General features: G+C 36.7%; 19 protein-coding genes and 1 riboswitch. Of the genes, 17 read left to right on the forward strand and 2 right to left on the reverse strand.

The genetic code is table 11. The features are described 5' to 3' along the window. Nucleotides 1-58 precede the first annotated feature (58 nt). The 3 genes from N4T20_RS07180 (at nt 59) to N4T20_RS07190 (ending at nt 2460) form a co-directional block, all read left to right on the forward strand. Complete coding sequence (locus tag N4T20_RS07180; protein ID WP_026728534.1) at nt 59-484, forward strand: OsmC family protein; 426 nt, start codon at nt 59-61, stop codon at nt 482-484. A 134-nt stretch (nt 485-618) separates the two neighbouring features. Beyond that, on the forward strand, nt 619-1791 hold the full coding sequence (locus tag N4T20_RS07185) for a trans-sulfuration enzyme family protein (RefSeq protein WP_260672385.1): 1173 nt from the start codon (nt 619-621) through the stop codon (nt 1789-1791). A gap of 258 nt (nt 1792-2049) precedes the next feature. Beyond that, nucleotides 2050-2460, forward strand: a complete 411-nt coding sequence (locus N4T20_RS07190; RefSeq protein ID WP_008466594.1) for an RrF2 family transcriptional regulator — start codon at nt 2050-2052, stop codon at nt 2458-2460. A gap of 89 nt (nt 2461-2549) precedes the next feature. On the opposite strand, the gene N4T20_RS07195 is transcribed toward N4T20_RS07190, so the two are convergent. After that, on the reverse strand, nt 2550-3332 hold the full coding sequence (locus tag N4T20_RS07195; protein ID WP_260672386.1) for a sulfite exporter TauE/SafE family protein: 783 nt from the start codon (nt 3330-3332) through the stop codon (nt 2550-2552). 312 nt (nt 3333-3644) lie between these two features. Between N4T20_RS07195 and N4T20_RS07200 the strand changes: the two genes are divergently transcribed. The 14 genes from N4T20_RS07200 to N4T20_RS07265 all read left to right on the forward strand — a co-directional run bounded on the left by N4T20_RS07200 (nt 3645) and on the right by N4T20_RS07265 (nt 22114). After that, nucleotides 3645-4532, forward strand: coding sequence for a sulfite exporter TauE/SafE family protein (locus N4T20_RS07200; protein ID WP_260672387.1), 888 nt, complete (start codon nt 3645-3647; stop codon nt 4530-4532). Nucleotides 4533-4557: 25 nt separating this feature from the next. Next, entirely contained in the window at nt 4558-5268 is a 711-nt protein-coding gene (locus N4T20_RS07205) for a phosphoadenylyl-sulfate reductase (protein WP_260672388.1), read from the forward strand. Nucleotides 5269-5450: 182 nt separating this feature from the next. Further along, on the forward strand, nt 5451-6350 hold the full coding sequence (gene cysD / locus N4T20_RS07210) for a sulfate adenylyltransferase subunit CysD (RefSeq protein WP_008466601.1): 900 nt from the start codon (nt 5451-5453) through the stop codon (nt 6348-6350). A gap of 145 nt (nt 6351-6495) precedes the next feature. After that, nucleotides 6496-7740, forward strand: coding sequence for a sulfate adenylyltransferase subunit 1 (locus N4T20_RS07215; protein ID WP_260672389.1), 1245 nt, complete (start codon nt 6496-6498; stop codon nt 7738-7740). A 168-nt stretch (nt 7741-7908) separates the two neighbouring features. Beyond that, complete coding sequence (locus tag N4T20_RS07220) at nt 7909-9999, forward strand: HEPN domain-containing protein (protein ID WP_260672390.1); 2091 nt, start codon at nt 7909-7911, stop codon at nt 9997-9999. Beyond that, nucleotides 9992-10765 (forward strand): uroporphyrinogen-III C-methyltransferase, encoded by a 774-nt coding sequence (gene cobA / locus N4T20_RS07225; RefSeq protein WP_260672391.1) that lies wholly within the window; start codon nt 9992-9994, stop codon nt 10763-10765. Before N4T20_RS07220 ends, cobA begins: the two co-directional genes overlap by 8 nt. 156 nt (nt 10766-10921) lie before the next feature. Continuing rightward, a complete protein-coding gene (locus N4T20_RS07230; RefSeq protein WP_260672392.1) occupies nt 10922-11503 on the forward strand; it encodes a bifunctional precorrin-2 dehydrogenase/sirohydrochlorin ferrochelatase in 582 nt (193 codons plus the stop codon). Between the two features lie 186 nt (nt 11504-11689). Further along, nucleotides 11690-12742, forward strand: coding sequence for an NAD(P)/FAD-dependent oxidoreductase (locus N4T20_RS07235; RefSeq protein WP_260672393.1), 1053 nt, complete (start codon nt 11690-11692; stop codon nt 12740-12742). Between the two features lie 341 nt (nt 12743-13083). Then, a riboswitch (SAM riboswitch) is annotated at nt 13084-13199 on the forward strand. 326 nt (nt 13200-13525) lie between these two features. Further along, nucleotides 13526-14530 (forward strand): homocysteine S-methyltransferase family protein, encoded by a 1005-nt coding sequence (locus N4T20_RS07240; RefSeq protein ID WP_260672394.1) that lies wholly within the window; start codon nt 13526-13528, stop codon nt 14528-14530. A gap of 141 nt (nt 14531-14671) precedes the next feature. Next, a complete protein-coding gene (gene metH, locus N4T20_RS07245; RefSeq protein ID WP_260672395.1) occupies nt 14672-17347 on the forward strand; it encodes a methionine synthase in 2676 nt (891 codons plus the stop codon). 173 nt (nt 17348-17520) lie between these two features. Beyond that, nucleotides 17521-18477 carry a methylenetetrahydrofolate reductase [NAD(P)H] gene (gene metF, locus N4T20_RS07250; protein WP_260672396.1) on the forward strand — a complete coding sequence of 319 codons (957 nt, stop codon included), beginning with the start codon at nt 17521-17523 and terminating at the stop codon, nt 18475-18477. A gap of 139 nt (nt 18478-18616) precedes the next feature. Then, the gene (locus N4T20_RS07255) at nt 18617-19270 is read left to right on the forward strand and encodes a class I SAM-dependent methyltransferase (protein WP_260672397.1); all 654 of its coding nucleotides are present in this window, start codon (nt 18617-18619) and stop codon (nt 19268-19270) included. A 138-nt stretch (nt 19271-19408) separates the two neighbouring features. Beyond that, the gene (locus N4T20_RS07260) at nt 19409-20632 is read left to right on the forward strand and encodes a dicarboxylate/amino acid:cation symporter (protein ID WP_260672398.1); all 1224 of its coding nucleotides are present in this window, start codon (nt 19409-19411) and stop codon (nt 20630-20632) included. Between the two features lie 81 nt (nt 20633-20713). Next, a complete protein-coding gene (locus N4T20_RS07265; RefSeq protein WP_260672399.1) occupies nt 20714-22114 on the forward strand; it encodes a pyridoxal phosphate-dependent decarboxylase family protein in 1401 nt (466 codons plus the stop codon). Nucleotides 22115-22205: 91 nt separating this feature from the next. Here N4T20_RS07265 and N4T20_RS07270 read toward each other — a convergent pair whose 3' ends face one another. Beyond that, a complete protein-coding gene (locus tag N4T20_RS07270) occupies nt 22206-24326 on the reverse strand; it encodes a TonB-dependent receptor domain-containing protein (protein WP_260672400.1) in 2121 nt (706 codons plus the stop codon). Between the last annotated feature and the right edge of the window lie 100 nt (nt 24327-24426).

Consider the following 24426-nt stretch of genomic DNA (forward strand, 5'->3'; position numbering starts at 1 on the left):
GTGCGATTGCTTCGTTCCTCGCAATGACAATAATAAAAACAAAAAAAATAACAACACAATGAAAGTAACTTTAAACAGAGTAAATGACGCATTTCATTTTAAAGTAAAAAATGAACGCGGACACGTAGTTGACGTTGATAGCAGAGCCGAATTTGGCGGAAGCGATTTAGGTGCAAGTCCAATGGAATTGGTATTAATGGGAGTTGCAGGATGCAGCGCTATCGATATGATTTCAATTTTGAAAAAACAGCGTCAAGAAATCACTTCTTTTAATGCTGAGGTTGAAGGAACACGAGTTCAGATCGAAGAGGCAAAACCTTTCAAGGAAATCGATGTGGTTTTTTATTTAGAAGGAGAAATCAATCCTGAAAAAGCAAAAAAAGCGGCACAGCTTTCTTTTGAGAAATACTGTTCAGTTGCTAAAACAGTTGAGCCAACAGCGACAATTAAATACAAAGTGGTTTTAAACAACGAAGCGTTATAAATTAGAAAATTAGTCAATTTGAGAATTTGAAAATGCTCAGATTGTACATAAATAATTGACTTGTTTAAGTTTAGATTTCGGTTTAACAACCTGAAACCTGAAACTTGAAACAAAAAAAACAAAAAAACAACACAATGAATACAGAAGAATTTGGTTTTGAAACACAAGCCATCAGAACACAATTAGAAAGATCTCAATATTTAGAACACTCGGTGCCTTTGTACCTTTCGTCAAGCTTTGTTTTTGAAGATGCAGAAGATATGCGAGCTTCATTTACAGAAGAAAAAGAAAGAAATATTTACAGCCGTTTCAGCAATCCAAACACGTCAGAGTTTGTAGACAAGATCTGCAAAATGGAAGGTGCCGATTCTGGTTACGCTTTCGCAACAGGAATGGCGGCAGTTTATTCTACTTTTGCAGCTTTGTTGAATTCTGGAGATCATATTGTTTCTGCAAGTAGTGTTTTCGGTTCGACTCACGCTTTGTTTATGACTTATTTTCCAAAATGGAATATCGAAACTTCTTATTTCGAAATCAGTAAGCCAGAAACGATCGAGAGCTTCATTAAACCAAACACCAAAATATTATACGCCGAATCTCCTACAAATCCTGGAGTAGATGTTATCGATTTAGAATTGTTGGGAAATATTGCCAAAAAACACAACTTGATTTTAATAATCGACAACTGTTTTGCAACGCCTTATTTACAGCAGCCAATTAAATTTGGAGCGCATCTGGTGATCCATTCAGCAACAAAATTAATAGACGGACAAGGACGTGTTCTAGGTGGAGTAACGGTTGGAGATGCTGAGTTAATCAGACAGATTTATTTGTTTTCAAGAAATACAGGGCCAGCTTTATCGCCATTTAATGCATGGGTTTTATCTAAAAGTTTAGAAACTTTGGCTGTTCGTGTAGACAGACATTGCGAAAATGCTTTAAAAGTCGCTGAGTTTTTAGAAAGCCATCCAAATGTAAACAGCGTAAAATATCCGTTTTTGAAATCGCATCCGCAATATGAAATTGCCAAAAAACAGATGAAAGCTGGCGGAAACATCATTGCATTTGAAATTAAAGGCGGAATCGAAGCGGGAAGAAAATTCTTGAACAGCATTAAACTTTGCTCGTTATCTGCAAATATTGGAGATACAAGAACAATTGTCACGCATCCGGCTTCAACAACACATAGCAAATTATCCGAAGAAGATCAATTGGCGGTTGGAATCACACAAGGACTTGTTCGTGTTTCTGTAGGTTTAGAAACTGTAGAAGATGTAATTGCAGATTTGAAACAAGCACTTTCTTAATTATATATTTCAATTTTCGATTTATAAGACGATTTTTAGCTGTAAATTTAATGCAGCTGAAAATCGTCTTTTTTAATTCAGAGTTTTCACAAAAAGTTTATTTTTGGATGCTTTAAAGTGAATAAACGAAGTAATTTGATAGAATTAGTAGAATTTAACTTTATTCTTTTGTGATAGTTCAAACAAAAAGCATATTTTTGTTGTTTAATAATTTGCGGCAATCAGATAACGATTGAAGCTGCAATCTAAAACATAAAGATGCTTTCAAAAAAGACAAAATACGGAATAAAAGCTTTGACTTATTTAGCAAGACGGGAAAATAACGAACCAGTTCAAATTGCCGAAATTGCCAAAAGCGAACATATTTCGATTAAATTTTTAGAGAGTATTTTACTTCTATTGAGAAACTCTGGATTTCTTGGCGCTAAAAAAGGAAAAGGAGGAGGTTATTACTTGATAAAAGACCCGAAAGACATCAGCATGGCAAAAGTGTACCGAATTCTTGAAGGGCCAATTGCTTTACTGCCTTGCGCAAGCCATAATTTCTACGAAAGATGCGACGACTGCGACGATGAGTCAACCTGCGCAGCGCGAAGATTGATGACTGAGGTTCGTGATAATACACTCAAAATATTAGAAAGCAATTCTTTGGCAGATATTGCATTTTAGTTTTGAACCATATAAGTTATATAAGTTCATTTTAGACTTTGCGATAAAGTTTTATTAAATGAACTTATATAACTTATATGGTTTATTCTTTAAAAAATCAATTTGTATCCAGCGAGAAAAAGCATTACTGCAATAGCATTTCTAAGAAACTGATCTGGGACTTTTCCGCTTAGCATACTTCCCATGTATATGCCTGGGAGAGATCCCATTAACAGTTGTCCAAGTAAGCCAATATCTAAATTCCCCATTGAAGCGTGTCCTATTCCGGCAACCAATGTCAAGGGAACAGCGTGTGCAATTTCAGTTCCCACTAATCTTGGTGTCGGCAATAAAGGATAAAGAAAAAATAAAGTTACAGTTCCCAAAGCGCCTGCTCCAATAGAAGTTAAAGTAACCGTTGCTCCTAGTAATATTCCTATTCCAATGGTGAGCATATTTTGGGTCGTGCTTTCACTATGAAATTTGTCTCCAGCGTGTTTCTGTGAGAATTTCAAAAGTCTTTTTTTGAAAATAATTGCAACGGAAGTAAATAGCAAAGCCCATCCTAAACTGTATTTAATAACGCCATTTATGGTTTCAATATCAGTTTTGATGCTGTTTAAAATCCAAAGTGTTACGAGGGCTGCGGGAACACTGCCTAGAGTCAGCCAGCCCGTAATCTTCCAGTTGATGTTGCCTTTTTTGTTGTGAACAAATACGCCTCCAGCTTTAGTAAAAGCGGCGTAAAGCAAATCGGTTCCTACTGCCGTTGTTGGCGGGATATTAAAGTATAATAAAATAGGAGTCATTAAAGAACCGCCGCCTACACCTGTTAATCCGACAATAAAACCAACTACCAAACCTGCAATTACAAGACCAATCTGAAAATCCATGAAAAAATATTTGCCGCTAAAATACAACAATTTTATAATAATCCTATCGATTTTATAGAGATTAAAAAAGGTATTTAATAAGCAAATATTTTAAGCGCATAAAATGTTGGAATATCTTGCAATGCAGGGTTATTTGTGAAATTATAGCGAAAAATCCTTAAAGCGCTCTTTTATAATGTCATAAAAGGTTAATTGAGGGTTTAAAAAAATAATAATATTGCTTTGTAATTTAGAAATAAGTAGTATTTTTGCAAAGTAATCTACTAACCCGATAGGGTAATAGATTTTTGAACAAATTTATAGTTGTTAAATATGGAGAAAGAACTGAAAATAAATAGTGCTGATTCTTTAAAAGAAAAGCTTTGGATTGGAATTCCTGTTGTTTTACTAGTAGGTTTATTATCTGTTTTAATATATAATCATCACGCTGAATTTACGTGGGATGGATTTGTAAATGGTTTTAATGTGGAGTTCTTAGTGTTTTTAGCCATTGGAGTTTTTGCTCAATTGGTTGATGGGACTTTAGGAATGGGTTACGGAGCGACTTCAACGTCATTTTTATTGGCTTATGGAGTTCCGCCAGTTGTAAGCAGTACAGCAGTTCACGTTTCAGAAATGTTTACTACGGGGGCTTCAGCGCTTTCTCACCATCGTTTTGGAAACATCAATAAAAAATTGGTAAAGCATTTGTTGATTCCAGGAGTTTTAGGTTCTATTACAGGAGCTTACTTGTTGGCAGATGTTATTGATGGAGACGTTATAAAGCCATTTATTGCAGTTTATATGATCATTTTAGCGGTTATCATTATCAGAAAAGCGCTAAAAAAGAATATTATAAAAAAGAAAACAAAAAAATTAGGCGCTCTAGCTGTTTTCGGCGGATTCATGGATTCTGTTGGAGGCGGAGGCTGGGGACCGATAGTAACGTCAACATTATTAGGAAGAGGAAGAAATCCGAGATATACGATTGGTTCAGTAAATGCAGCGGAGTTTGCGATTTCATTTGCAAGCGGTATCACGTTCATGCTTTTTGGAGGAATCCACGGTTGGCAGGTTATTATCGGACTGATTTTAGGAGGAGTCGTTTCAGCGCCATTAGCAGCTTATTTGGTAAACAAAATCAAAAGAAAACCAATGATGGTTGCGGTTGGAGTTCTAATTATAGTATTGAGTTTAAAAACATTATCTAAATTATTGTAAAAGATAATTTTAGAAAGGAGAGATTATGAGTGCGAGTATTGTACAAGAATTATTAGAAAAAACTAAAAATTTTTCGCTTGACGAAACCTTAGTTTTTTTAGCGAAAGAATTTCCGGGAAAAGTAATTTTTTCAACTTCTTTCGGTCAGGAAGATCAGGTAATTACTGATTTTATTGCAAAAAGTAACACTGATATAAAGGTGTTTACTTTAGATACCGGAAGATTATTTCAGGAAACGTATGATGTTTTTCATAAAACATTAAAAAAATACAAAAGACCAATCGAAGTTTATTTCCCAGAAGCTGCTTCAGTAGAAAAACTATTGCAGGAAAAAGGACCAAACAGCTTTTACGATTCGGTAGAAAACAGAAAAGAATGTTGTTTTATTCGAAAAGTGGTTCCATTGAGAAAAGCTTTGGCAGGAAATGCAGTTTGGATAACAGGTTTAAGAGCAGAGCAGTCAGAAAACAGAAACGATTTAAGTTTGTTTGAATACGACGGAAACTTTGAAATCATCAAATTCAATCCGCTATTAAAATGGACATTAGAAGAAGTTGAAGCATATCTTTCAGAAAACAATGTTCCTCAAAATGCTTTACACAAACAAGGTTTCGTAAGTATTGGATGTGCGCCTTGTACGAGAGCCATTTTCCCTGGAGAAGACATCAGAGCCGGAAGATGGTGGTGGGAATCAAGCCATAAAGAGTGCGGATTGCATAGTGCTAAGAAAGAGTAAAGATTTTATAGAAGCAAGAAGCTAGAGGCAAGACTTTCTAGAGAGAATATAGATTATAGAATAAAGAGTGGAGATTTTAAATCAGGAGAAAAACTTGAAACTTTAAACCTGACTCGAGAGCTTTAGCTCGAACAGGCGAAGCAAACAAAATTTTCACAACAAAAATATCAAACAAAAAAACAATGAGTTCAGTATTAAAAACAAACGCTTTAGAGAGTGAAGCGATATACATTTTCAGAGAAGTAATTTCACAGTTTGACAAACCGGTTTTACTTTTCTCAGGAGGAAAAGATTCTATTACATTGGTGCGTTTGGCGCAAAAAGCATTTTTCCCTGCTAAGATTCCGTTTCCTCTATTACACGTTGATACGGGGCACAATTTCCCTGAGACAATTGCTTTCAGAGATAAATTGGTAGAAGAATTAGGTTTAGAGCTAATCGTTCGTAATGTTCAGGATGCTATTGATGAAGGAAAAGTAGTTGAAGAAACTGGAAAATATTCAAGCCGTAACAGCTTGCAGACTACAACACTTTTGGATGCAATTGAAGAATTCAAATTTGATGCTTGTATTGGTGGTGCACGTCGTGATGAGGAAAAAGCGAGAGCAAAAGAACGTATTTTCTCGGTTCGTGACGATTTCGGACAATGGGACGAAAAAAATCAGAGACCGGAGTTGTTTGATATTTTGAATGGAAAAATTGAAAACGGTCAAAACGTTCGTGTTTTCCCAATTTCAAACTGGACAGAATTAGATGTTTGGAGTTATATCGAAAAAGAAAAAATCGAAATTCCTTCAATCTACTTCTCACATAAAAGAAAAGTTTTTTTGAGAGACGGTTTAATCTGGTCACATTCTCCTTTTGTGTATCAGGAAGAAGACGAACAAATCGAAGAAAGAATTGTTCGCTTCAGAACCGTTGGAGACATGAGCTGTACAGCAGCAGTTGAATCTTACGCAGCAACAATCGAAGAAGTTGTAGGTGAAATCAGATCATCAACCATTTCTGAAAGAGGAGCCAGAATCGATGATAAACGTTCTGAAGCTGCAATGGAAAAAAGAAAACAACAAGGATACTTTTAATAATTATGAGTTATGAGTTTTGAATTATGAGTGTAATTCCAAACGAAATTTAAAAGTTAGAATCAAGAAAACAAAAACATACAGATTATAAGTTTCGAGAGAATATGAAACCTGAAACTTTAAACCTGAAACAACATAAATTAGAATGGACGTTTTAAAAATAGCAACAGCAGGAAGTGTAGATGACGGGAAAAGTACTTTGATCGGAAGATTATTGTACGATACAAAATCATTGACTACAGATAAAATAGAAGCAATTGAAAAAAGCAGTAAGCAAAAAGGATATGATTACCTTGATTTTTCATTGGCTACTGACGGATTGGTGGCAGAAAGAGAGCAAGGAATCACGATTGACGTTGCGCATATTTATTTTTCGACTGCAAAGAAAAGTTACATTATTGCCGATACTCCGGGGCACGTAGAATATACAAGAAACATGGTTACAGGAGCTTCGACTTCTCAGGTTTCTATTATTTTGATTGATGCGAGAAAAGGTGTTATCGAGCAGACTTACCGTCACTTTTTCATCAATAATTTATTGAGAGTAAAAGAGGTAATTGTTGCCATCAACAAAATGGATCTGGTAGATTACTCAGAAGAAGTTTTCAATAAAATCAAAGCTGATTTTGAGGCTTTAAATGCAAAAAGCACTTACAAAGAGCAAAATGTAAGCTACATTCCGTTAAGCGCCATCAACGGCGGAAACGTGGTAGATAAATCTGAAAATATGCCTTGGTACGAGGGGCAAACAGTTTTGGAACATTTAGAAGGATTGCATTCTTCAGATGTTTTTGAATCAGGAAAAGCACGTTTCCCGGTTCAGACCGTTATTCGTCCAAAAACAGAAGAATACCATGATTTTAGAGGTTATGCAGGAAAATTATACGGAAACTCAATTAAAGTTGGAGATGCGGTAACAGTTCTTCCTTCTTTAACAGAATCAAAAGTTTCTAAGATTCACTTTTTCGACAAATCGTTTGATGAAGCTTCAGCAGGTTCTTCAATCACAATCGAATTAGAAAATGATATCAATGTAACGAGAGGCGATATGATTGTAAAATCTGACGAGCTTCCAAAAATTGAAAAAGATATCTCGACAACAGTTTGCTGGATGGACAGTAAAAAACTCGTTCCGGGAACAAAATATTTGGTACAGCACAATACAAACAGAGTTTTAGCAAAAGTAGAAAGCATTAAAAATACAATTGCTACAGATTACTCAGGTACGACAGAGGCTTCACAATTAGCCATCAACGAAATTGGAGAAGTAACGATCAAATTAAGCAAACCGTTATATTTTGATTCATACAACGAAAACAAATCAAACGGTGCTTTCATCTTAATCGATACAGCAACAAACACAACAGCAGGAGTAGGATTCATTAGGTAGCTTCGCTGCTTTAAGCTTTAAGCTTTAGGCTTTAAGCTTTTTGCAAGAATGTATAACAAGTTACGCAAGAAAGCCTACAGCTTATTGCCTAAAGCCTACAGCATCAAAAAAAACACAAAGTTAATAAAGCTTATAGCCTAAAGCTTAAAGCCTAAAGCGTAAAAAGAAATGGAAAGTTTTAGAACAGAAATAGAAAATCCGGTAGTTCAGAAGGAGATTATCGAATTAGAAAAAAAGATTCACTTATTCCGTGGAGGAAAAATTGATGATGAGCGTTTTCGCAGTCTTCGTTTGGCTCGCGGAATCTACGGTCAGCGTCAGGAAGGCGTTCAGATGATTCGTATCAAATTGCCTTATGGAAAAGTGACCAGCGAGCAGTTAAGAAGAATTACAGAAGTGTCTGATAAATATTCTACAGGCCGTCTGCATATTACGACACGTCAAGATATTCAGATTCACTACGTAAGTTTAGACAGAACTCCTGAGCTTTGGGCAGATTTGGCCAAAGACGATATTACGCTTCGTGAAGCTTGCGGAAATACAGTAAGAAACATTACAGGAAGTGAATTGGCAGGTGTAGATGTAAACGAGCCATTTGATGTTTCGCCTTATGCGCACGGACTTTTTCAATATTTGTTAAGAAACCCGATTTGTCAGGAAATGGGACGTAAATTTAAAATTTCGTTCTCCTCTTCAGACGAAGATACTGCCTTGAGCTATTTGCACGATTTAGGATTTATTCCGAAAATTAAAGACGGACAAAAAGGATTTAAAATCATGTTTGGAGGAGGTTTAGGATCTCAACCAGCACACGCTGAATTGCTTTCGGAGTTTGTTCCTGTAAACGAAATTATCCCAACTGCAGAAGGAATCATTCGTATTTTCGACAGACACGGAGAACGTGCAAAAAGAATGAAAGCACGTATGAAATTCTTAATCAAGGAAATGGGGAAAGATGTTTTCCTTGATTTGGTTGAAAAAGAGAAAAAAGCAATCGCTTTTGAAACCTATGAAATTGACACCACTGCTTTTGACGGTCCAATTCCAGAGCCAGTTTTAGAAGTTCCGCAAGTTGCAATCGAAGATGCGGAAGCATACGAAGCTTGGAAAAAATCGAATGTAATCAAGCAGAAGCAAGACGGTTATTATGCCATTGGAATCAAAGTTTTATTAGGAGATTTTTACACAGATAAAGCGAGATTATTAGCTGATTTAATTAAAAATTACGCTGCAAACGAATTACGTTTTTCATTGCGTCAAAATATTGTAATACGTCACGTAAAAGAAGAGAATCTTCCTTTCTTTTATCAAGAATTAGCCAAACTTGACTTTGTTCATTTAGGATATAATTCGGTTGGAGATATTACGGCATGTCCGGGTACTGATACTTGCAACTTGGGGATTGCAAGTAGTACCGGTATTGCAGAAGAATTAGAAAGAGTTTTAAGTGCAGAATATCCACAGTATTTAAACAACCGTGAAATTGAAATTAAGATTTCGGGCTGTATGAATGCGTGCGGACAGCATAATATGTCTGCAATCGGATTTCAAGGAATGTCTATCAACTCGGGAAAACTGGTAGCTCCTGCTTTACAAGTTTTATTGGGTGGAGGAAGATTAGGAAATGGAGAAGGACGTTTTGCCGATAAAGTAATCAAAATTCCAAGCCGTAGAGGACCAGATGCATTGCGTACGATCTTAAATGATTTTGACGCTAATGCGAATGGAGAAAAATTCCTGAATTATTATGATGCAAAAGGAGAGAAATACTTCTACGAAATCTTAAAGCCGCTATCTGATGTTACCAATTTAACAGAAGCCGATTTTGTGGATTGGGGCAATGCAGACAATTACGTAAAAGCAGTTGGAGTTGGAGAATGCGCCGGAGTAGTGATCGATTTAGTAGCAACCTTATTGTTTGAAGCTAAAGAGAAATTGATTTTGGCTCAAGAATCTTTCGACGAGAAAAAATGGTCAGATGCAATTTACCATGTTTATGCAGGATTTGTAAACGGTGCAAAAGCATTGCTATTGGCAGAAAACCAAAAAACAAACCACCACGCAGGAATCGTTGACTTGTTTGATACTGTTTTTATCGAAACCAATAAAATTGAATTAAACGCAACTTTTAAAGACTTGGTTTACCAAATCAATAAAAATGAACCGTCTGAAGCTTTCGCTAAAGATTACATTGCACAAGCGACTGTTTTCTTTGATAAAATTGAAACTTTCAGAGCACAAGAATTGGCAAATGCATAACATAAAACCCAAAATAACTTTAGTCGGTGCAGGTCCGGGCGATCCCGATTTACTGACGCTGAAAGCTGTAAAAGCATTGGCTGAAGCAAATGTGGTTTTATACGACGCCTTGGCTAACGAAGAAATTCTAGATTACGCACCAAAAAACGCCATCAAAATTTTTGTTGGAAAAAGAATTGGCAATCACGCTTATACGCAGGATCAAATCAATCAGCTGATTGTAGATAATGCTTTGACGTACGGAAACGTAGTTCGATTAAAGGGCGGGGATCCGTTTATTTTTGGAAGAGGTGGAGAAGAAGTAGATTTTGCCGAAAGTTTCGGAATCGAAACGATAGTAGTTCCAGGTATTTCATCAGTAGTTGCTGTTCCCGCAAGTCAAGGAATTTCGATTACAAAAAGAGGAATTTCAGAAAGTTTTTGGGCAATTACAGGAACAACTTCTGATAGAAAATTATCTTCAGATGTGGCTTTGGCAGCACAATCTTCTGCAACAGTGGTAATACTGATGGGAATGCACAAGTTGCCTCAAATAATCAATTTGTTTCAAAAAGAAGATAAAGGAAATTTGCCCGTAGCCATTATCCAAAACGGAACAACTGCAGACGAAAAAGTGGGTGTTGGAACTGTAGATTCGATTTTAGAAGTTGTAAAAGAAAAAGAATTGAGTTCGCCAGCCATTATTGTTTTAGGAGAAGTTGTCCGCGAAAGCAATAAACTGAAAGGATTTTACGAAGAATTTCTATCAAAAGAAGAAATTCGGTAGAATAATGTTCCGTTAGGAACATCTCATCGGTAGAAAATAAACGGTTTCAAAAAATGTTCCGTTAGGAACATCTGATTGACACCGATTTTGTAGCGTCAGGTTTTAACCCGAAGTTTGCATTATTAATTGTTCCGTTAGGAACAACATATTGGTAATATGGAACAAAACGAATTATATCCAATATTTCTAAAGCTTCACAATTTAAATGTCTTGATTGTAGGCGGAGGAAATGTAGGTCTGGAAAAGCTTTCATTCTTGCTAAAGTCAAGTCCGAATGCAAATGTTGAGGTAGTGGCAAAAGAATTTCATTTAGAAATAAAAGTTTTGGCCGAAAAACACCCTTCGATAACATTAACAAGATCGAAGTTCAAAAAGAAAATGCTCAAAAAACGTCACATGGTAATTGCCTGTACAGACGATTTGAAAGTAAATAAAAAGGTTTACGATTTAGCAAGAAAACGCTATCTGATTTGCAACATCGCCGATACGCCAGATTTATGCGATTATTATTTGGGCGGAATCGTAACGAAAGGAAATGTCAAAATCGCTATTTCTACAAACGGAAAATCGCCAACGACAGCCAAAAGGCTTCGAGAGTTTTTTGAAGACGTAATTCCAGAAGACATCAATCAAATGGTTGAGAATCTGAATGAATATCGAAAAACCTTAAAAGGTAATTTTGAAGATAAAGTAAAGAAGATGAATGAAATAACTGCTTCTTTGAAAAGTAAAGAATAACAAAAAGTTCCAGAGGAACGATAATATTGGTTTTAACCCGATGTAAAAAAATGAATGAGATTACCTCTTCATTAAAAAATAGAGAGTAAAAAAGTTTCGGAAAGAAATTAATGATAAAAATCATTGAAAGTACAAGGATTTATTCGTTTCTTTGCGTTATTAAGAATGATTATAAACAACAACATAATGATTAAAACAGATATACTTATAATTGGAGCAGGACCAACAGGTTTATTTGCCGTATTCGAGGCAGGATTGTTAAAATTAAAATGCCACATTTTAGATGCGCTTCCACAACCAGGAGGACAACTATCAGAGTTATATCCAAAAAAACCAATTTACGATATTCCTGGATTCCCAGAAGTATTAGCCGGAGATTTAGTTGACGGGTTAATGGAGCAAATCAAGCAATTTGAACCAGGATTTACTTTAGGAGAACGTGCTGAAACAGTTGAAAAGCAAGAAGACGGAACTTTTATTGTAACATCAAACAAAGGAACTAAATTTCACGCGCCGGTTATCGCAATCGCTGGAGGTTTAGGAAGTTTCGAGCCTCGTAAACCACTTATCGAAGATATCGAGTTTTATGAAGATAAAGGAGTAAAATACTTCATCAAAAATCCGGAGAAATTCAGAGATAAAAGAGTTGTAATTGCAGGAGGAGGAGATTCAGCATTAGACTGGTCAATTTTCTTAGCAAATGTAGCTTCAGAAGTAACTTTAATTCACCGTAGAAACGAATTTAGAGGAGCTTTAGACTCAGTAGAAAAAGTACAGGAACTAAAATCAGCGGGAAAAATCAAATTAATCACTCCAGCAGAAGTAGTTGGAATCAATGGAGCAGAGCACGTTGAGTCATTAGACATCGAAGAAAACGGAGCACACCGCAAAATCGAAACCGATTATTTTATTCCACTTTTTGGATTAACGCCAAAATTAGGTCCAATCGGCGATTGGGGACTAGAAATCGAGAAAAACGCCATTAAAGTAAATAATGCCTTAGATTACCAGACAAACATTCCTGGAATCTTTGCCATTGGAGACGTAAACACCTATCCAGGGAAATTAAAGTTGATTCTTTGCGGATTCCACGAAGCGACTTTAATGTGTCAGGCTGCTTATTCAATCATCAACCCAGGTAAAAAATACGTATTAAAATATACAACAGTATCAGGAGTAGACGGTTTCGACGGAACACGTAAAGAAGCACCAAAAGCGGTTGTGAAGGCGATAGTTTAAGTTGTTAAGGTTCTAAGGAACTGAGGCGCTAAGATTTTTATATACAAAGCTCAAACTTTTAGTTTGGGCTTTTTTATTAATCCCAGAGGAATGATATATTTATAGAAAAAGAAATAATTCCGTTTGTAAAAGCTCCAGCAGAGCGAAATATATGTCGCTCCGCTGGAGCTTTTGTGTTGCGCTTGTCGTTTTTCTATAAATATTATGCTCCTTCGGAGCTAAATCACGCAAAAGATAAAACCTTAGAGCCTCAGTCCCTTAGAACCTCAGAACCTTAGAAAAAAAACATTTGCAAATAGAATTGCCATTTCATACCTTTGCACTGTTCTTAAAATTATTGTCAGTTATCACGAAAGGCGGAGGGACAGACCCAATGAAACCTTAGCAACCCTTTACCATAAAGAAGGTGCTAAATTCTACTTTTTACTAATTTTCAAGTATTAAAGATAGATAACACAAATACATTACAAGTATTTCTCAAAACTTTTCCAGACAACATACAATATTTACTGAAACAGATTCTGTATCAGGAGCGAATCATTGGCGCATTTTTGCAGTCAATAGTTCCCGCTTTTCGTTGCAATCTTTTGCTTTTTAAAGAAAAAAGCAAAAGGATTTCCACTTCAATCGGGGCTAAGAGCCAGCAATAGTGCACTTTTGGAATTAATTTGAATCAAAACACGTATTCTAACAGGTTTTAATCCCGAGGCTTCGGGACTGTTAGGTATTTTAATAATAGAATAAAAAAAGCTTGGCGCCTTAGCGTCTTTGCGGCAAAAGAATATGGCAATAACAATTCAAGAAGCAATAAAAAAAAATATCCTAATCCTCGACGGAGCAATGGGAACAATGCTGCAACGCTATAATTTCTCAGAAGAAGATTTCAGAGGAGAGCGTTTCAAGGATTTCCCGCATCCGTTAAAAGGAAACAACGATTTACTATCCCTAACACAACCGCAAGCGATTCGTGCTGTGCACGCCGCATATTACGAAGCAGGTGCAGACATCGTAGAAACCAATACCTTTTCAGGAACAACAATTGGTATGGCCGATTATCATATGGAAGATTTGGTTTACGAGTTAAACTACGAATCGGCAAAAATCGCCAGAGAAGTTGCGGATGAATTCACAGCAAAAAATCCAGACAAACCACGTTTTGTAGCTGGTTCAATTGGACCAACGAACCGTACGGCAAGTATGTCGCCAGATGTAAACGATCCGGGTTACAGAGCCGTAACGTTTGACGATTTACGAATTGCTTACAAAGAACAGGTAGAAGCTCTTATGGACGGTGGTTGCGATTTGCTTTTAGTAGAAACAATTTTCGATACTTTAAATGCAAAAGCAGCGCTTTTTGCGATCGAAGAAGTTAAGGAAGAACGCAATCTGGATATTCCAATCATGGTTTCGGGAACGATTACCGATGCTTCAGGAAGAACACTTTCTGGACAGACCGTTGAAGCGTTTCTGATTTCAGTCTCGCATATTCCGTTGTTAAGTGTAGGATTCAATTGCGCTCTTGGTGCCGATTTGCTAAAACCATATTTAAAAACATTAGCACACAATACAAGCTTTAATGTTTCAGCACATCCAAATGCAGGATTACCAAATGCATTCGGACAATACGATGAAACACCAGAACAAACTCAGGCGTTAATCAAAGAATATTTAGAAGATAATTTAATCAACATAATTGGCGGTTGTTGCGGAACAACTCCAGATCATATTCGATTGATTGCTGAGGTTGCGAAGGATTATAAACCACGCGTGGCGCCGGTTTTTGAATAATATTCGCATTCCTGCAAGGTTTTCAAAACCTTGTAGGTGTGATTTATTGAGAGTTAAAAAAATAGAAACCTACAAGGTTTTGAAAACCTTGCAGGTTGAATTGAGAATAAAATGTTCCATAGGAACAATGATTGGTAGAAAATGACAGAAAAAAGAAGAGACCTTGTATTATCAGGATTAGAACCGTTGATTATTACGCCGGAAAGTGTTTTTGTGAATGTTGGTGAGCGTACAAACGTAACAGGTTCAAGAAAATTCCTGAGACTAATCAAGGAAGAGAAATACGACGAGGCACTTGATATTGCAAGACAGCAGGTAGAAGGTGGAGCACAAATCATCGATATTAATATGGATGAAGGAATGCTTGACGGAGTTACGGCAATGACTAAATTTTTGAATTTAATTGCTGCAGAACCAGACATTTCGAGAGTGCCAATTATGATTGACAGTTCGAAATGGGAAATCATCGAAGCAGGTCTAAAGGTAGTACAGGGAAAAAGTGTCGTAAACTCGATTTCGCTGAAAGAAGGAGAAGAAGCCTTTATTCATCACGCCAAATTAATCAAACGTTACGGAGCGGCAGCAATTGTTATGGCTTTTGACGAAGTGGGGCAGGCCGATAATTACGATCGTAGAGTTGAGATTTGTCAGCGTTCGTATGATATTTTGGTCAATAAAGTAGATTTTCCTCCTCAGGATATTATTTTCGATTTGAATATTTTTCCGGTTGCAACCGGAATGGAAGAGCATAGATTGAACGCTTTGGACTTCTTTAGAGGAACAAAATGGGTTCGCGAGAATCTTCCGCACGCGCACATCAGCGGTGGTGTGAGTAACGTTTCGTTCTCATTTAGAGGAAACGATGTGGTTCGTGAAGCGATGCACTCGGTATTCCTATACCACGCGATTAAAAACGGAATGACAATGGGAATCGTAAACCCAGAAATGTTGACGATTTACGATGATATTCCGAAAGATTTATTAGAACACGTTGAAGACGTAATTTTAGACAGACGCGACGATGCTACAGAACGACTTTTAGATTTTGCAGAAAATGTAAAAGGCGAAGCAAAAAGCGATGAAAAAGCTGTTCAGGAATGGCGTTTAGGATCGGTTCAGGATCGTATTACGCATTCATTGGTAAAAGGAATTGATGCTTTTATTGAAGAAGATGTTGAAGAAGCGCGTCTGGCCGCAACAAAACCAATCGAGGTTATCGAAATCAATTTGATGGCCGGAATGAATGTGGTTGGAGATTTATTCGGAAGCGGGAAAATGTTCCTGCCACAGGTAGTAAAATCGGCTCGTGTAATGAAAAAAGCGGTGGCTTATTTATTGCCGTTTATTGAAGAAAGCAAACAGGCGGGAGACAAACAAGGAAACGGAAAAATCCTGATGGCAACCGTAAAAGGTGATGTTCATGATATTGGAAAAAACATCGTTTCGGTAGTTTTGGCTTGTAATAATTATGAGATTGTTGACTTAGGAGTAATGGTTCCTCCTGAAAAAATTATTTCGGCTGCGATTGAACATGAAGTTGACATTATTGGATTAAGCGGACTGATCACACCTTCGCTTGACGAAATGGTGTATTTGGCCAAAGAATTAGACAAACAAGATATTAAAATTCCAATTATGATTGGTGGAGCAACCACTTCGCGTGCGCATACGGCCGTGAAAATTGCACCTCAATACAGAGAAACCGTAATTCACGTAAACGATGCTTCAAGAGCCGTTACCGTTGCAGGAAACCTGTTGGATCATAATAGAAAAATATACGCAGCAGATATTCGCGCAGAATACGATTCGTTCAGAGAAACGTTTTTAAACCGTTCAAGAGACAAAAACTTCTTGACGATTGAAGATGCCCGTAAAAACAAATTGCCGTTGGATTGGTCTGAATATACGCCAGTTAAACCAAAAGTAATTGGCGCGCAAACCATCGAAGTCGAATTGGATGTTTTGGTTCCGTATATCGACTGGACACCATTTTTCCAGACTTGGGAATTGTACGGAAAATATCCGGCAATTTTAACGGATGAGGTTGTGGGCGAGCAAGCGACATCTGTTTTTAACGATGCTCAGGCGATGCTGAAAGTGATTTTAGAAGAGAAAAAATTAAAAGCAAAAGGTATTTACGGAATTTTCCCTGCAAATCAGGTAAATGATGACGATATCGAATTGCGTGATGAAAACGGAAAAGTTTTGGAGAAATTCTTAACGCTTCGTCAGCAGTCGCAAAAAACAAAAGGCGCTCCAAATATTGCGTTAGCCGATTTTATTTTGCCAAAAGAAAGCGGAGTAGAAGATTATATGGGAGCTTTTTGCGTAACCACAGGTTTTGGTGTTGATGAATGGGCTGCTGAATACGAAAAGAATTTAGACGATTACAATTCGATTATGGTAAAAGCACTTGCGGATCGTTTTGCTGAGGCTTTCGCCGAATATCTTCACGAGCGAGTGCGTAAAGATTTCTGGGGTTACGACAGCGAAGAATCTTTAACCAACGAAGAATTGATCAAAGAAAATTATAAAGGAATCCGTCCTGCGCCAGGTTATCCGGCTTGTCCAGATCACTTAGAGAAACCAACGATTTGGAAACTTTTAGATGTTGAAAAGCAAATAGGAGTGAAATTGACAGAAAGTATGGCAATGTGGCCAGCTTCATCGGTTTCAGGATATTATTTCGGAAACCCAAAAAGCCGCTATTTCGGACTCGGAAAAATAAAAGAAGATCAGGTTACAGATTACGCTAAACGCCGAAATGTACCGCTTGATTACGCAATGAAATGGTTAAACCCTAATATAGCAGATTAAATATAGTCTAAAGGCAAAAGTCATAAAGTCTCAAAGAATGTGGCTTTCGACTTTCGACTTTCGACTTTCGACTTTCAGACTTTAAACTAAATTGTTGATTTACGTTTTTTGATTTCAGATTTTTTACACAGACTAAAACTCAAAATTCATAATTCATAACTCATAACTCAGAAATGAAAGTAACAGAACATATAGAAAACGCCAAAGGAAAAACATTATTCTCATTTGAAATTATTCCGCCTCAGAAGGGGAAAAGCATTCAGGAATTATACGATAATATCGATCCGTTGATGGAGTTTAATCCGCCGTTTATTGATGTGACGACCTCTCGCGAGGAGTACATTTACATTGACCGCGGTAACGGACTTTTGGATAAAAAATTGACTCGTATGCGTCCGGGAACGCTTGGAATTTGCGCTTCTATAAAACATAAATACAATGTTGATACGGTTCCGCATTTGCTTTGCGGCGGTTTTACCAAAGAAGAGACTGAGTATATGCTTGTTGACTGTCATTATTTAGGAATCAACAACGTAATGGCGCTTCGCGGAGACGCTATGAAAGATGAACAGTCTTTTACGCCAAAAGTTGGAGGAAATCATTACGCAATTGATTTGGTGAAACAAATTAATGATTTGAATTGCGGAAAATATCTGCATGAGGTAATGGATGCCGACAACAAAGCCGATTTCTGCATTGGAGTTGCTGGTTATCCAGAGAAACATTTAGAATCACCATCTTTACAATCTGATTTAAAAAGATTAAAAGAAAAGGTCGATGCGGGAGCAGATTACGTCGTGACACAAATGTTTTTTGACAATGCGAAATATTTTGCTTTCGTAGAAAAAGCAAGAGAAATGGGCATCACAATTCCGATTATTCCCGGAATCAAGCCAATTGCTGTTCAAAGGCATTTACAAGTTCTGCCGCAAATTTTCAGAATCGATTTGCCAGAAGATTTGATCGATGCCGTAGACAAATGCAAAAACAACGCTGAAATCAAACAAGTCGGAATCGAATGGGCGATTCAGCAGTCATTAGAATTGAAAGCTGCCGGAGTTCCGTTTTTACACTATTATTCAATGGGTAAATCTGAGAACATCCGACAGATTGCAAGCCAGGTTTTTTAATCGTTGGCGACATGAACTTTGTCAAAGTTTTAAACTTTGACAAAGTTGTTGAAGTCTAGTTTGTAATTTCTTAGAATGACAAAAAATATAATCTTCGAATTTGGATTTTGTTTAATTTAGATATTTAAATTTTCACAGCATGAAACCAGAAGAATTACAAGCCATAGCCTCTCAATTAAAACATCCATCGGGAGAAAAAGGAATCGAAATGGCCAATATGATGAACGAAACGAACATCAATATGACCAAACATTCGATTCAGAATCTGAATATTTCAAGCGAAAACAGAATTCTGGAACTAGGCCACGGAAACGCGGGCCATGTTGAATTTCTTTTTGAACAAGCTGAAAAATTAAAATACTACGGATTAGAAATGTCAGAACTGATGTTTCAGGAAGCGCGCCAGATCAATCGAAATTTTGTTTCTCAAAAACAGGCTTTCTTTTCGCTTTATGACGGAAACGCAGTTCCGTTTGAAGATGGATTATTCGATAAAATATTCACAGTAAATACCCTTTATTTTTGGCAGAAGCCCGAAGAATTGCTAGCAGAAATCTATAGGGTTTTAAAACCAGGCGGGAATTTCTGTCTGACGTTTGCCGAAGAAGATTTTATGAAAAAATTGCCTTTTACCCAATTCGAATTTGAATTGTACAGCACCGAAAAAGCGCAGAAATTAATCAGAAAATCAGATTTTAAAATCGTATATACCGAAACGCAGACCGAGAAAGTAAAAAGTAAAACTGGCGAATTGGTTGACAGAGCTTTTACCACCATAGTTCTGGAGAAATAGTTTTTTTGCCAAAGATTGTACGGATTAAATAATCCTTTTAAATTTTTTAATCTGTAGCAAAAAACAATTAATCCTTGCATTTTTTGAGTGCTTTCATTCTTTATTATTAACCAGACTGAATTATAATCTTCTACAATTATGGAAGTTAAGAAAATCAATTTTTTGCAGAGTTACAGCAGTATTTTATGGCTTCTTGGCGGTATTGTAGCAGGAAGTATTTTCGGATTGGTGTTTGGAGAAGAGGTTTTAATCATAAAACCGCTTGGAGATATATTTCTCAACCTACTTTTTACAGCCATTATTCCGCTTATCTTTTTTACGATCGGTTCTTCGATTGCCAATTTGGAGCGGACAGAAAAACTGGGAAAATTGTTTGTGATTATGTTGCTCGTTTTTCTCGCTACAATTTTAATTTCTGCAATTGTTATGATTTGTGCGGTTTATCTTTTTCCAATTCATGAAGATATTGCTATCGCCAAAGTCCCTTTTGAAGAAGTAGCGTCTGGATCGGCAGGAGACCAGATTGCAAAACTGCTTACAGCAAATGATTTCTTCGAATTGCTTTCTCGAAAAAGTATGCTAGCGCTAATAATTTTTTCTTTCTTAGTAGGCTTTGCAACTTTGCAATCTGGTGAAAAGGGAAAAGCTTTCAAAAGTTTTTTAGATTCAGGAAACGAGGTAATGAAACAGCTTTTGAACATCATCATGAAGTTTGCACCAATTGGTTTGGGAGCGTATTTTGCATATCAGGTTGGTGTTTTTGGACCGCAACTGCTAGGAGTTTATGCAAAACCTATGGCAGTTTATTATGCAGCTTGTGTTTTCTACTTTTTTGTGTTCTTTAGTTTGTATGCATTAGTCGCTGGCGGAAAAAGAGCTTTTAAAGTTTTTTGGAGCAACAATATAGAGCCGTCATTAACGGCAGTCGGGACCTGCAGCAGTATTGCAACCATTCCGGCCAACTTAGCGGCAGCAGAAAAAATGGGAATTCCAGCCCATGTGCGAAATTTAGTTATTCCGTTAGGCGCACCTCTGCACAAGGACGGTTCCAGTATGTCATCTATTTTAAAAATAACCTTTTTGTTTGCCATGTTCGGTAAAAATTTTTCAGATCCGATGACGATTCTTTTGGCACTCGGAATTACAGTTGTAGTTTCAATTGTTGAAGGAGGAATTCCGAATGGGGGATACATTGGCGAAATCTTAGCCATTACGGTTTATGGCTTCCCGATGGAGCAGGCACTTCCTGTCGCGATGATTTTAGGAACTTTAGTAGATCCGATAGCGACTTTATTAAATGCAAACGGAGACGTAATCAGTTCTATGATGGTTTCCCGATTTTCGGAGAAAACCAAATGGTAGCTTTTCTTTAAAACAAGCAATTTTTTTATAAATATAATCTTATATGCGCAATCTGCGCAACATAACCAATACAATAAACTTATGAATTCAATACTACAGCACGATTTAAACAATTTTGAGAACATCTTAGAAGAAACAAAACAGCAGGGAGTTGATTTTTTGAATGCGATTGAAAGCGTTCCAACGTCTAATACCTATTCTATTGATCCTAAAACGGTATTAAACGAGTTAGGTTTAGGATCAATTGAAGCCTTAAAAGAATTTAATGAAAGACTGGCTCCCTTGATGGTTTCTTCGCCTGGTCCTAGATATTGGGGGTTTGTAACAGGCGGTTCTACACCCGCATCTATCGTGGGCGATTGGCTGGCTTCTGTTTATGATCAAAATACCCAAGCAGTAAAAGCGCAAGGAGGAGCATCGGCATTAATAGAATTTGAAACCATCAATTTATTATTGCAGCTGTTAGATCTTCCGGACTCATTTTTAGGCGGATTTGTTACAGGTGCTACAATGTCAAACTTTACTTCGCTTGGCGTTGCCAGACAATGGTTTGGCCATCAGTTCGGAAAAGATTTTGCTAAAAACGGAATTTCAGAAACGGTTAATATTCTAACCGCAACTCCGCATTCTTCTTCTGTAAAATGTTTGTCGCTTTTAGGAATTGGAAGCCAGAATTATACGGTTGTAAAAACAATTGAAGGCAATCGTGAGGCTTTGGATATTACTGATTTAGAGGAAAAAATTAAAACTTTAAACGGAAAGCCTTTTATTCTGATTTCGAGTGCAGGAACTGTAAATACGGCCGATTTTGACGATTTTGAAGCTATTGCAGAACTAAAAGGGAAATACAATTTCTGGTGGCATATTGACGGTGCATTTGGTGGATTTGCAGCGGTTTCAGATAAATACAAACATTTAGTAAAGGGTTGGGAAGGAGCAGACAGTATTGCGATCGATTGCCATAAATGGCTAAACGTGCCTTACGAAAGTGCTTTCTTTCTGACTAAAAAAGACCATATAAATCTGCAGATTGAAACATTTCAGAATTCGAATGCGCCTTATTTAGGAAATCCGCTGGAAAATTTTAATTATCTAAATGTGCTTCCGGAAAATTCACGCCGTTTGCGTGCGCTGCCTGCTTGGTTTTCGCTTAAAGCGTACGGAAAAGAAGGTTACAGAGATATTATTGAAGACAGTGCTGCCTTGGCATTGCATTTTGGAAATGCTTTGATAGAAAATGATTTTGAGCTGTTAGCGCCAATCCGTTTAAATAATGTCTGCTTTACGCTCAAAGGAGATCACAATCAGGAAAAAGTAAGCCAGTTTTTATCTGCTTTGAATGATAGAGGAAAAGTGTTTATGACACCAACGGTATATCAAAATAAAAAAGGAATCAGAGCTTCTTTTGTGAATTGGCGAACAACCGAAAATGATCTGAGACTTGTAATTGATGAAATGAAAGAAGTGCTTTCAGAAATATAAACTGTACAAAAGTAGAAGAGCCTGTTTGAAGGAACAGGCTCTTGACTAACACAAAAAAAACAAAAAACAAGGTATTTAAAGAACGAAACTTTTATATGCGGTATGTAAATGCAATTGTCGCGATACGATTGTCAAGCTCATATCTTTTGTCAATGCCAGTTTGCGCGACTGCAGATTTGATAGTAAAATTATTGGTATTGAAAACATCAGTAAAATTGAGTTTAATGTTTCCTCTTTTGGCCAAAACTTGTTTTGAAATTCCGATGCTGAAATCAAAGAAGCCATCTCGCTCATAAATGCCAAGATTAGATTTTGACTGATATTGGGCATTTCCCTCTACCTTTAAGGTTTCGGTTATGGCAAAAGAATTCTGGACACTTAGATTCAATGTTACAATAGGATCAATTGTAGAGCTGTTCAAAATGTCAGCCATAAATTTATTTTCAAAAACATTGAACAGCGTATTTACAGACCACCATTTGTTTAGCTCAGCAGTATTGGTAACATTAACGCCATAATTATATGATTTGTCAACGTTAATCTGAGTTGTAACGGTCGTATTGTTGTCTGGATTATAGTTGTAAACTTCTGTGAAAACGTCTTTGGTGCTGTTAAAATAAACCGAAGCCATAAAATTGCTTTTCCACGCATAGCCAACTTCCATAGCGTGCGTGATCTCTGGAATCAAGTTGGGGTTTCCTTGCGAATAATTGAATGAGTCATCGTAAAAACGAAACGGATTCAAGTCAAACTGGCTTGGCCTGTTGATTCTTTTACTGTAAGAGGCGTGTGCCGAATGGTTGCTTGTAAATTCGTATTTTAGAGAAAGGCTCGGAAACCATTTCAAATAATCATCTTTATGCTGCTCGTTCAACGTTTTTTGGTCAATATTTATCGCAGTATATTCTGTTCTTAGACCCGCCTGAATATTTAATTTTTCTAACTGATATTTGTAATTCGCGTAAGCGGCATAAATCTGTTCGCTGTATTCAAAATGATTGGTAGAATTAAAATCGATAAGCCACTCGTTGTTTTCGTAATATTCATAAACTGAAGGATTATCATTGTTTTTAAGACTCGTTTTGAAGCCCCATTCAATAGATTGTTTTTCCTTTAACGGATTTATAAAATCAATTTTCCCTGTAAAAACCTTTAATTGAGAAGGAATATAACCGCGACGGTCGTTTACAACAGTGGCATTTGCGGTATTATCTGCACTTTGAAATTGATTGGATCTAAACTTTGAGGTTTCGTATTCAAAATCAAAAGACATATTTTTTCCTTCATCATTAAATTTGTGCGTACCAGAAAGAGCATACGTATAATCAAACCATTTTTCTTTGCTGTCATTGTAGGTCAAAGCGTCAAAAATAGCTTGATTTGATGCGTTAAACACCGTGTTTGTTCCGTCAGCTCTATTTTCATATCGCCCGATTTTGGCATCTACATAAAATTCTAAATTCGTTTTAGGTGAAGCCTCATATTGAGTTCCGATTTTAAAATTATTAGAAGTCAAAGGTTCATCTGTAATAGAGGTCTGATAATTTGTAGAAGCAATTTCTTGATGTGAAAGATCAGTGTATTGCGTCTGATTGAATTTTTTATGCTCTTCTTCACCACGGAACGTATAGCTGTAATTCCCAAAGACGCCCCATTTATCTTTATTATAATTTAAATTGAAGCCAGAATTGGTTCTGTTTTTTCTTCCCCTTCCGTAACTCGCAAAAGCAGTTCCCTTTAAACCAGAAGAGTTTGGCTTTTTTAAAATAATATTGATGATTCCGGCTTTTCCGGCTGCGTCATATTTAGATGAAGGATTTGTAATCACTTCAATTTGTTTGATGTTTGATGAGGTTGTCGCTTTTAAATAATTCGCCAATTCTTTTTGCGAAAGTTGCGTCAATTTTCCGTTTATCATGACTGCAACGCCCTGTTGTCCGCGAATTGAAAGGTCACCATCTTGCGACACAACAACGCCTGGCGCACGTGATAAGACGTCAAGCGCGGTCCCGCCTTCAGATACGATGCTGTTTTCTACATTAAAAACAAGACGATCAGATTTTTGAGTATAAAGTACTTTCTTTTTAGTAATCACGATTTCATCTAAAGCATTTATAGTGGTTTCAACAATACTATCGGTTTCTTTTTCTGTTTGAGAATATCCATCATATACCGAAAAAGCAAGCATAATGGAGGTTATAATTTTTTTCATGCTGTTTGAATTTGGCCGATTCTAAACCGAGATTTAGAAACGTAATCTTTGTAATTTTTCTAAATCAGAATTTATTGCAGTACAATTTGTTCTAATTTTT

Source organism: Flavobacterium sp. TR2 (assembly GCF_025252405.1).
In the GTDB taxonomy this organism is placed as follows: Bacteria; Bacteroidota; Bacteroidia; order Flavobacteriales; family Flavobacteriaceae; genus Flavobacterium.

What these genes read in the sequence shown, in the direction of transcription:
- N4T20_RS07180 (WP_026728534.1), top strand. Translation starts at nt 59, where the DNA reads ATGAAAGTAACTTTAAACAGAGTAAATGACGCATTTCATTTTAAAGTA.
- N4T20_RS07185 (WP_260672385.1), top strand. Translation starts at nt 619, where the DNA reads ATGAATACAGAAGAATTTGGTTTTGAAACACAAGCCATCAGAACACAA.
- N4T20_RS07190 (WP_008466594.1), top strand. Translation starts at nt 2,050, where the DNA reads ATGCTTTCAAAAAAGACAAAATACGGAATAAAAGCTTTGACTTATTTA.
- N4T20_RS07195 (WP_260672386.1), bottom strand. Translation starts at nt 3,332, where the DNA reads ATGGATTTTCAGATTGGTCTTGTAATTGCAGGTTTGGTAGTTGGTTTT.
- N4T20_RS07200 (WP_260672387.1), top strand. Translation starts at nt 3,645, where the DNA reads ATGGAGAAAGAACTGAAAATAAATAGTGCTGATTCTTTAAAAGAAAAG.
- N4T20_RS07205 (WP_260672388.1), top strand. Translation starts at nt 4,558, where the DNA reads ATGAGTGCGAGTATTGTACAAGAATTATTAGAAAAAACTAAAAATTTT.
- cysD (WP_008466601.1), top strand. Translation starts at nt 5,451, where the DNA reads ATGAGTTCAGTATTAAAAACAAACGCTTTAGAGAGTGAAGCGATATAC.
- N4T20_RS07215 (WP_260672389.1), top strand. Translation starts at nt 6,496, where the DNA reads ATGGACGTTTTAAAAATAGCAACAGCAGGAAGTGTAGATGACGGGAAA.
- N4T20_RS07220 (WP_260672390.1), top strand. Translation starts at nt 7,909, where the DNA reads ATGGAAAGTTTTAGAACAGAAATAGAAAATCCGGTAGTTCAGAAGGAG.
- cobA (WP_260672391.1), top strand. Translation starts at nt 9,992, where the DNA reads ATGCATAACATAAAACCCAAAATAACTTTAGTCGGTGCAGGTCCGGGC.
- N4T20_RS07230 (WP_260672392.1), top strand. Translation starts at nt 10,922, where the DNA reads ATGGAACAAAACGAATTATATCCAATATTTCTAAAGCTTCACAATTTA.
- N4T20_RS07235 (WP_260672393.1), top strand. Translation starts at nt 11,690, where the DNA reads ATGATTAAAACAGATATACTTATAATTGGAGCAGGACCAACAGGTTTA.
- N4T20_RS07240 (WP_260672394.1), top strand. Translation starts at nt 13,526, where the DNA reads ATGGCAATAACAATTCAAGAAGCAATAAAAAAAAATATCCTAATCCTC.
- metH (WP_260672395.1), top strand. Translation starts at nt 14,672, where the DNA reads ATGACAGAAAAAAGAAGAGACCTTGTATTATCAGGATTAGAACCGTTG.
- metF (WP_260672396.1), top strand. Translation starts at nt 17,521, where the DNA reads ATGAAAGTAACAGAACATATAGAAAACGCCAAAGGAAAAACATTATTC.
- N4T20_RS07255 (WP_260672397.1), top strand. Translation starts at nt 18,617, where the DNA reads ATGAAACCAGAAGAATTACAAGCCATAGCCTCTCAATTAAAACATCCA.
- N4T20_RS07260 (WP_260672398.1), top strand. Translation starts at nt 19,409, where the DNA reads ATGGAAGTTAAGAAAATCAATTTTTTGCAGAGTTACAGCAGTATTTTA.
- N4T20_RS07265 (WP_260672399.1), top strand. Translation starts at nt 20,714, where the DNA reads ATGAATTCAATACTACAGCACGATTTAAACAATTTTGAGAACATCTTA.
- N4T20_RS07270 (WP_260672400.1), bottom strand. Translation starts at nt 24,326, where the DNA reads ATGAAAAAAATTATAACCTCCATTATGCTTGCTTTTTCGGTATATGAT.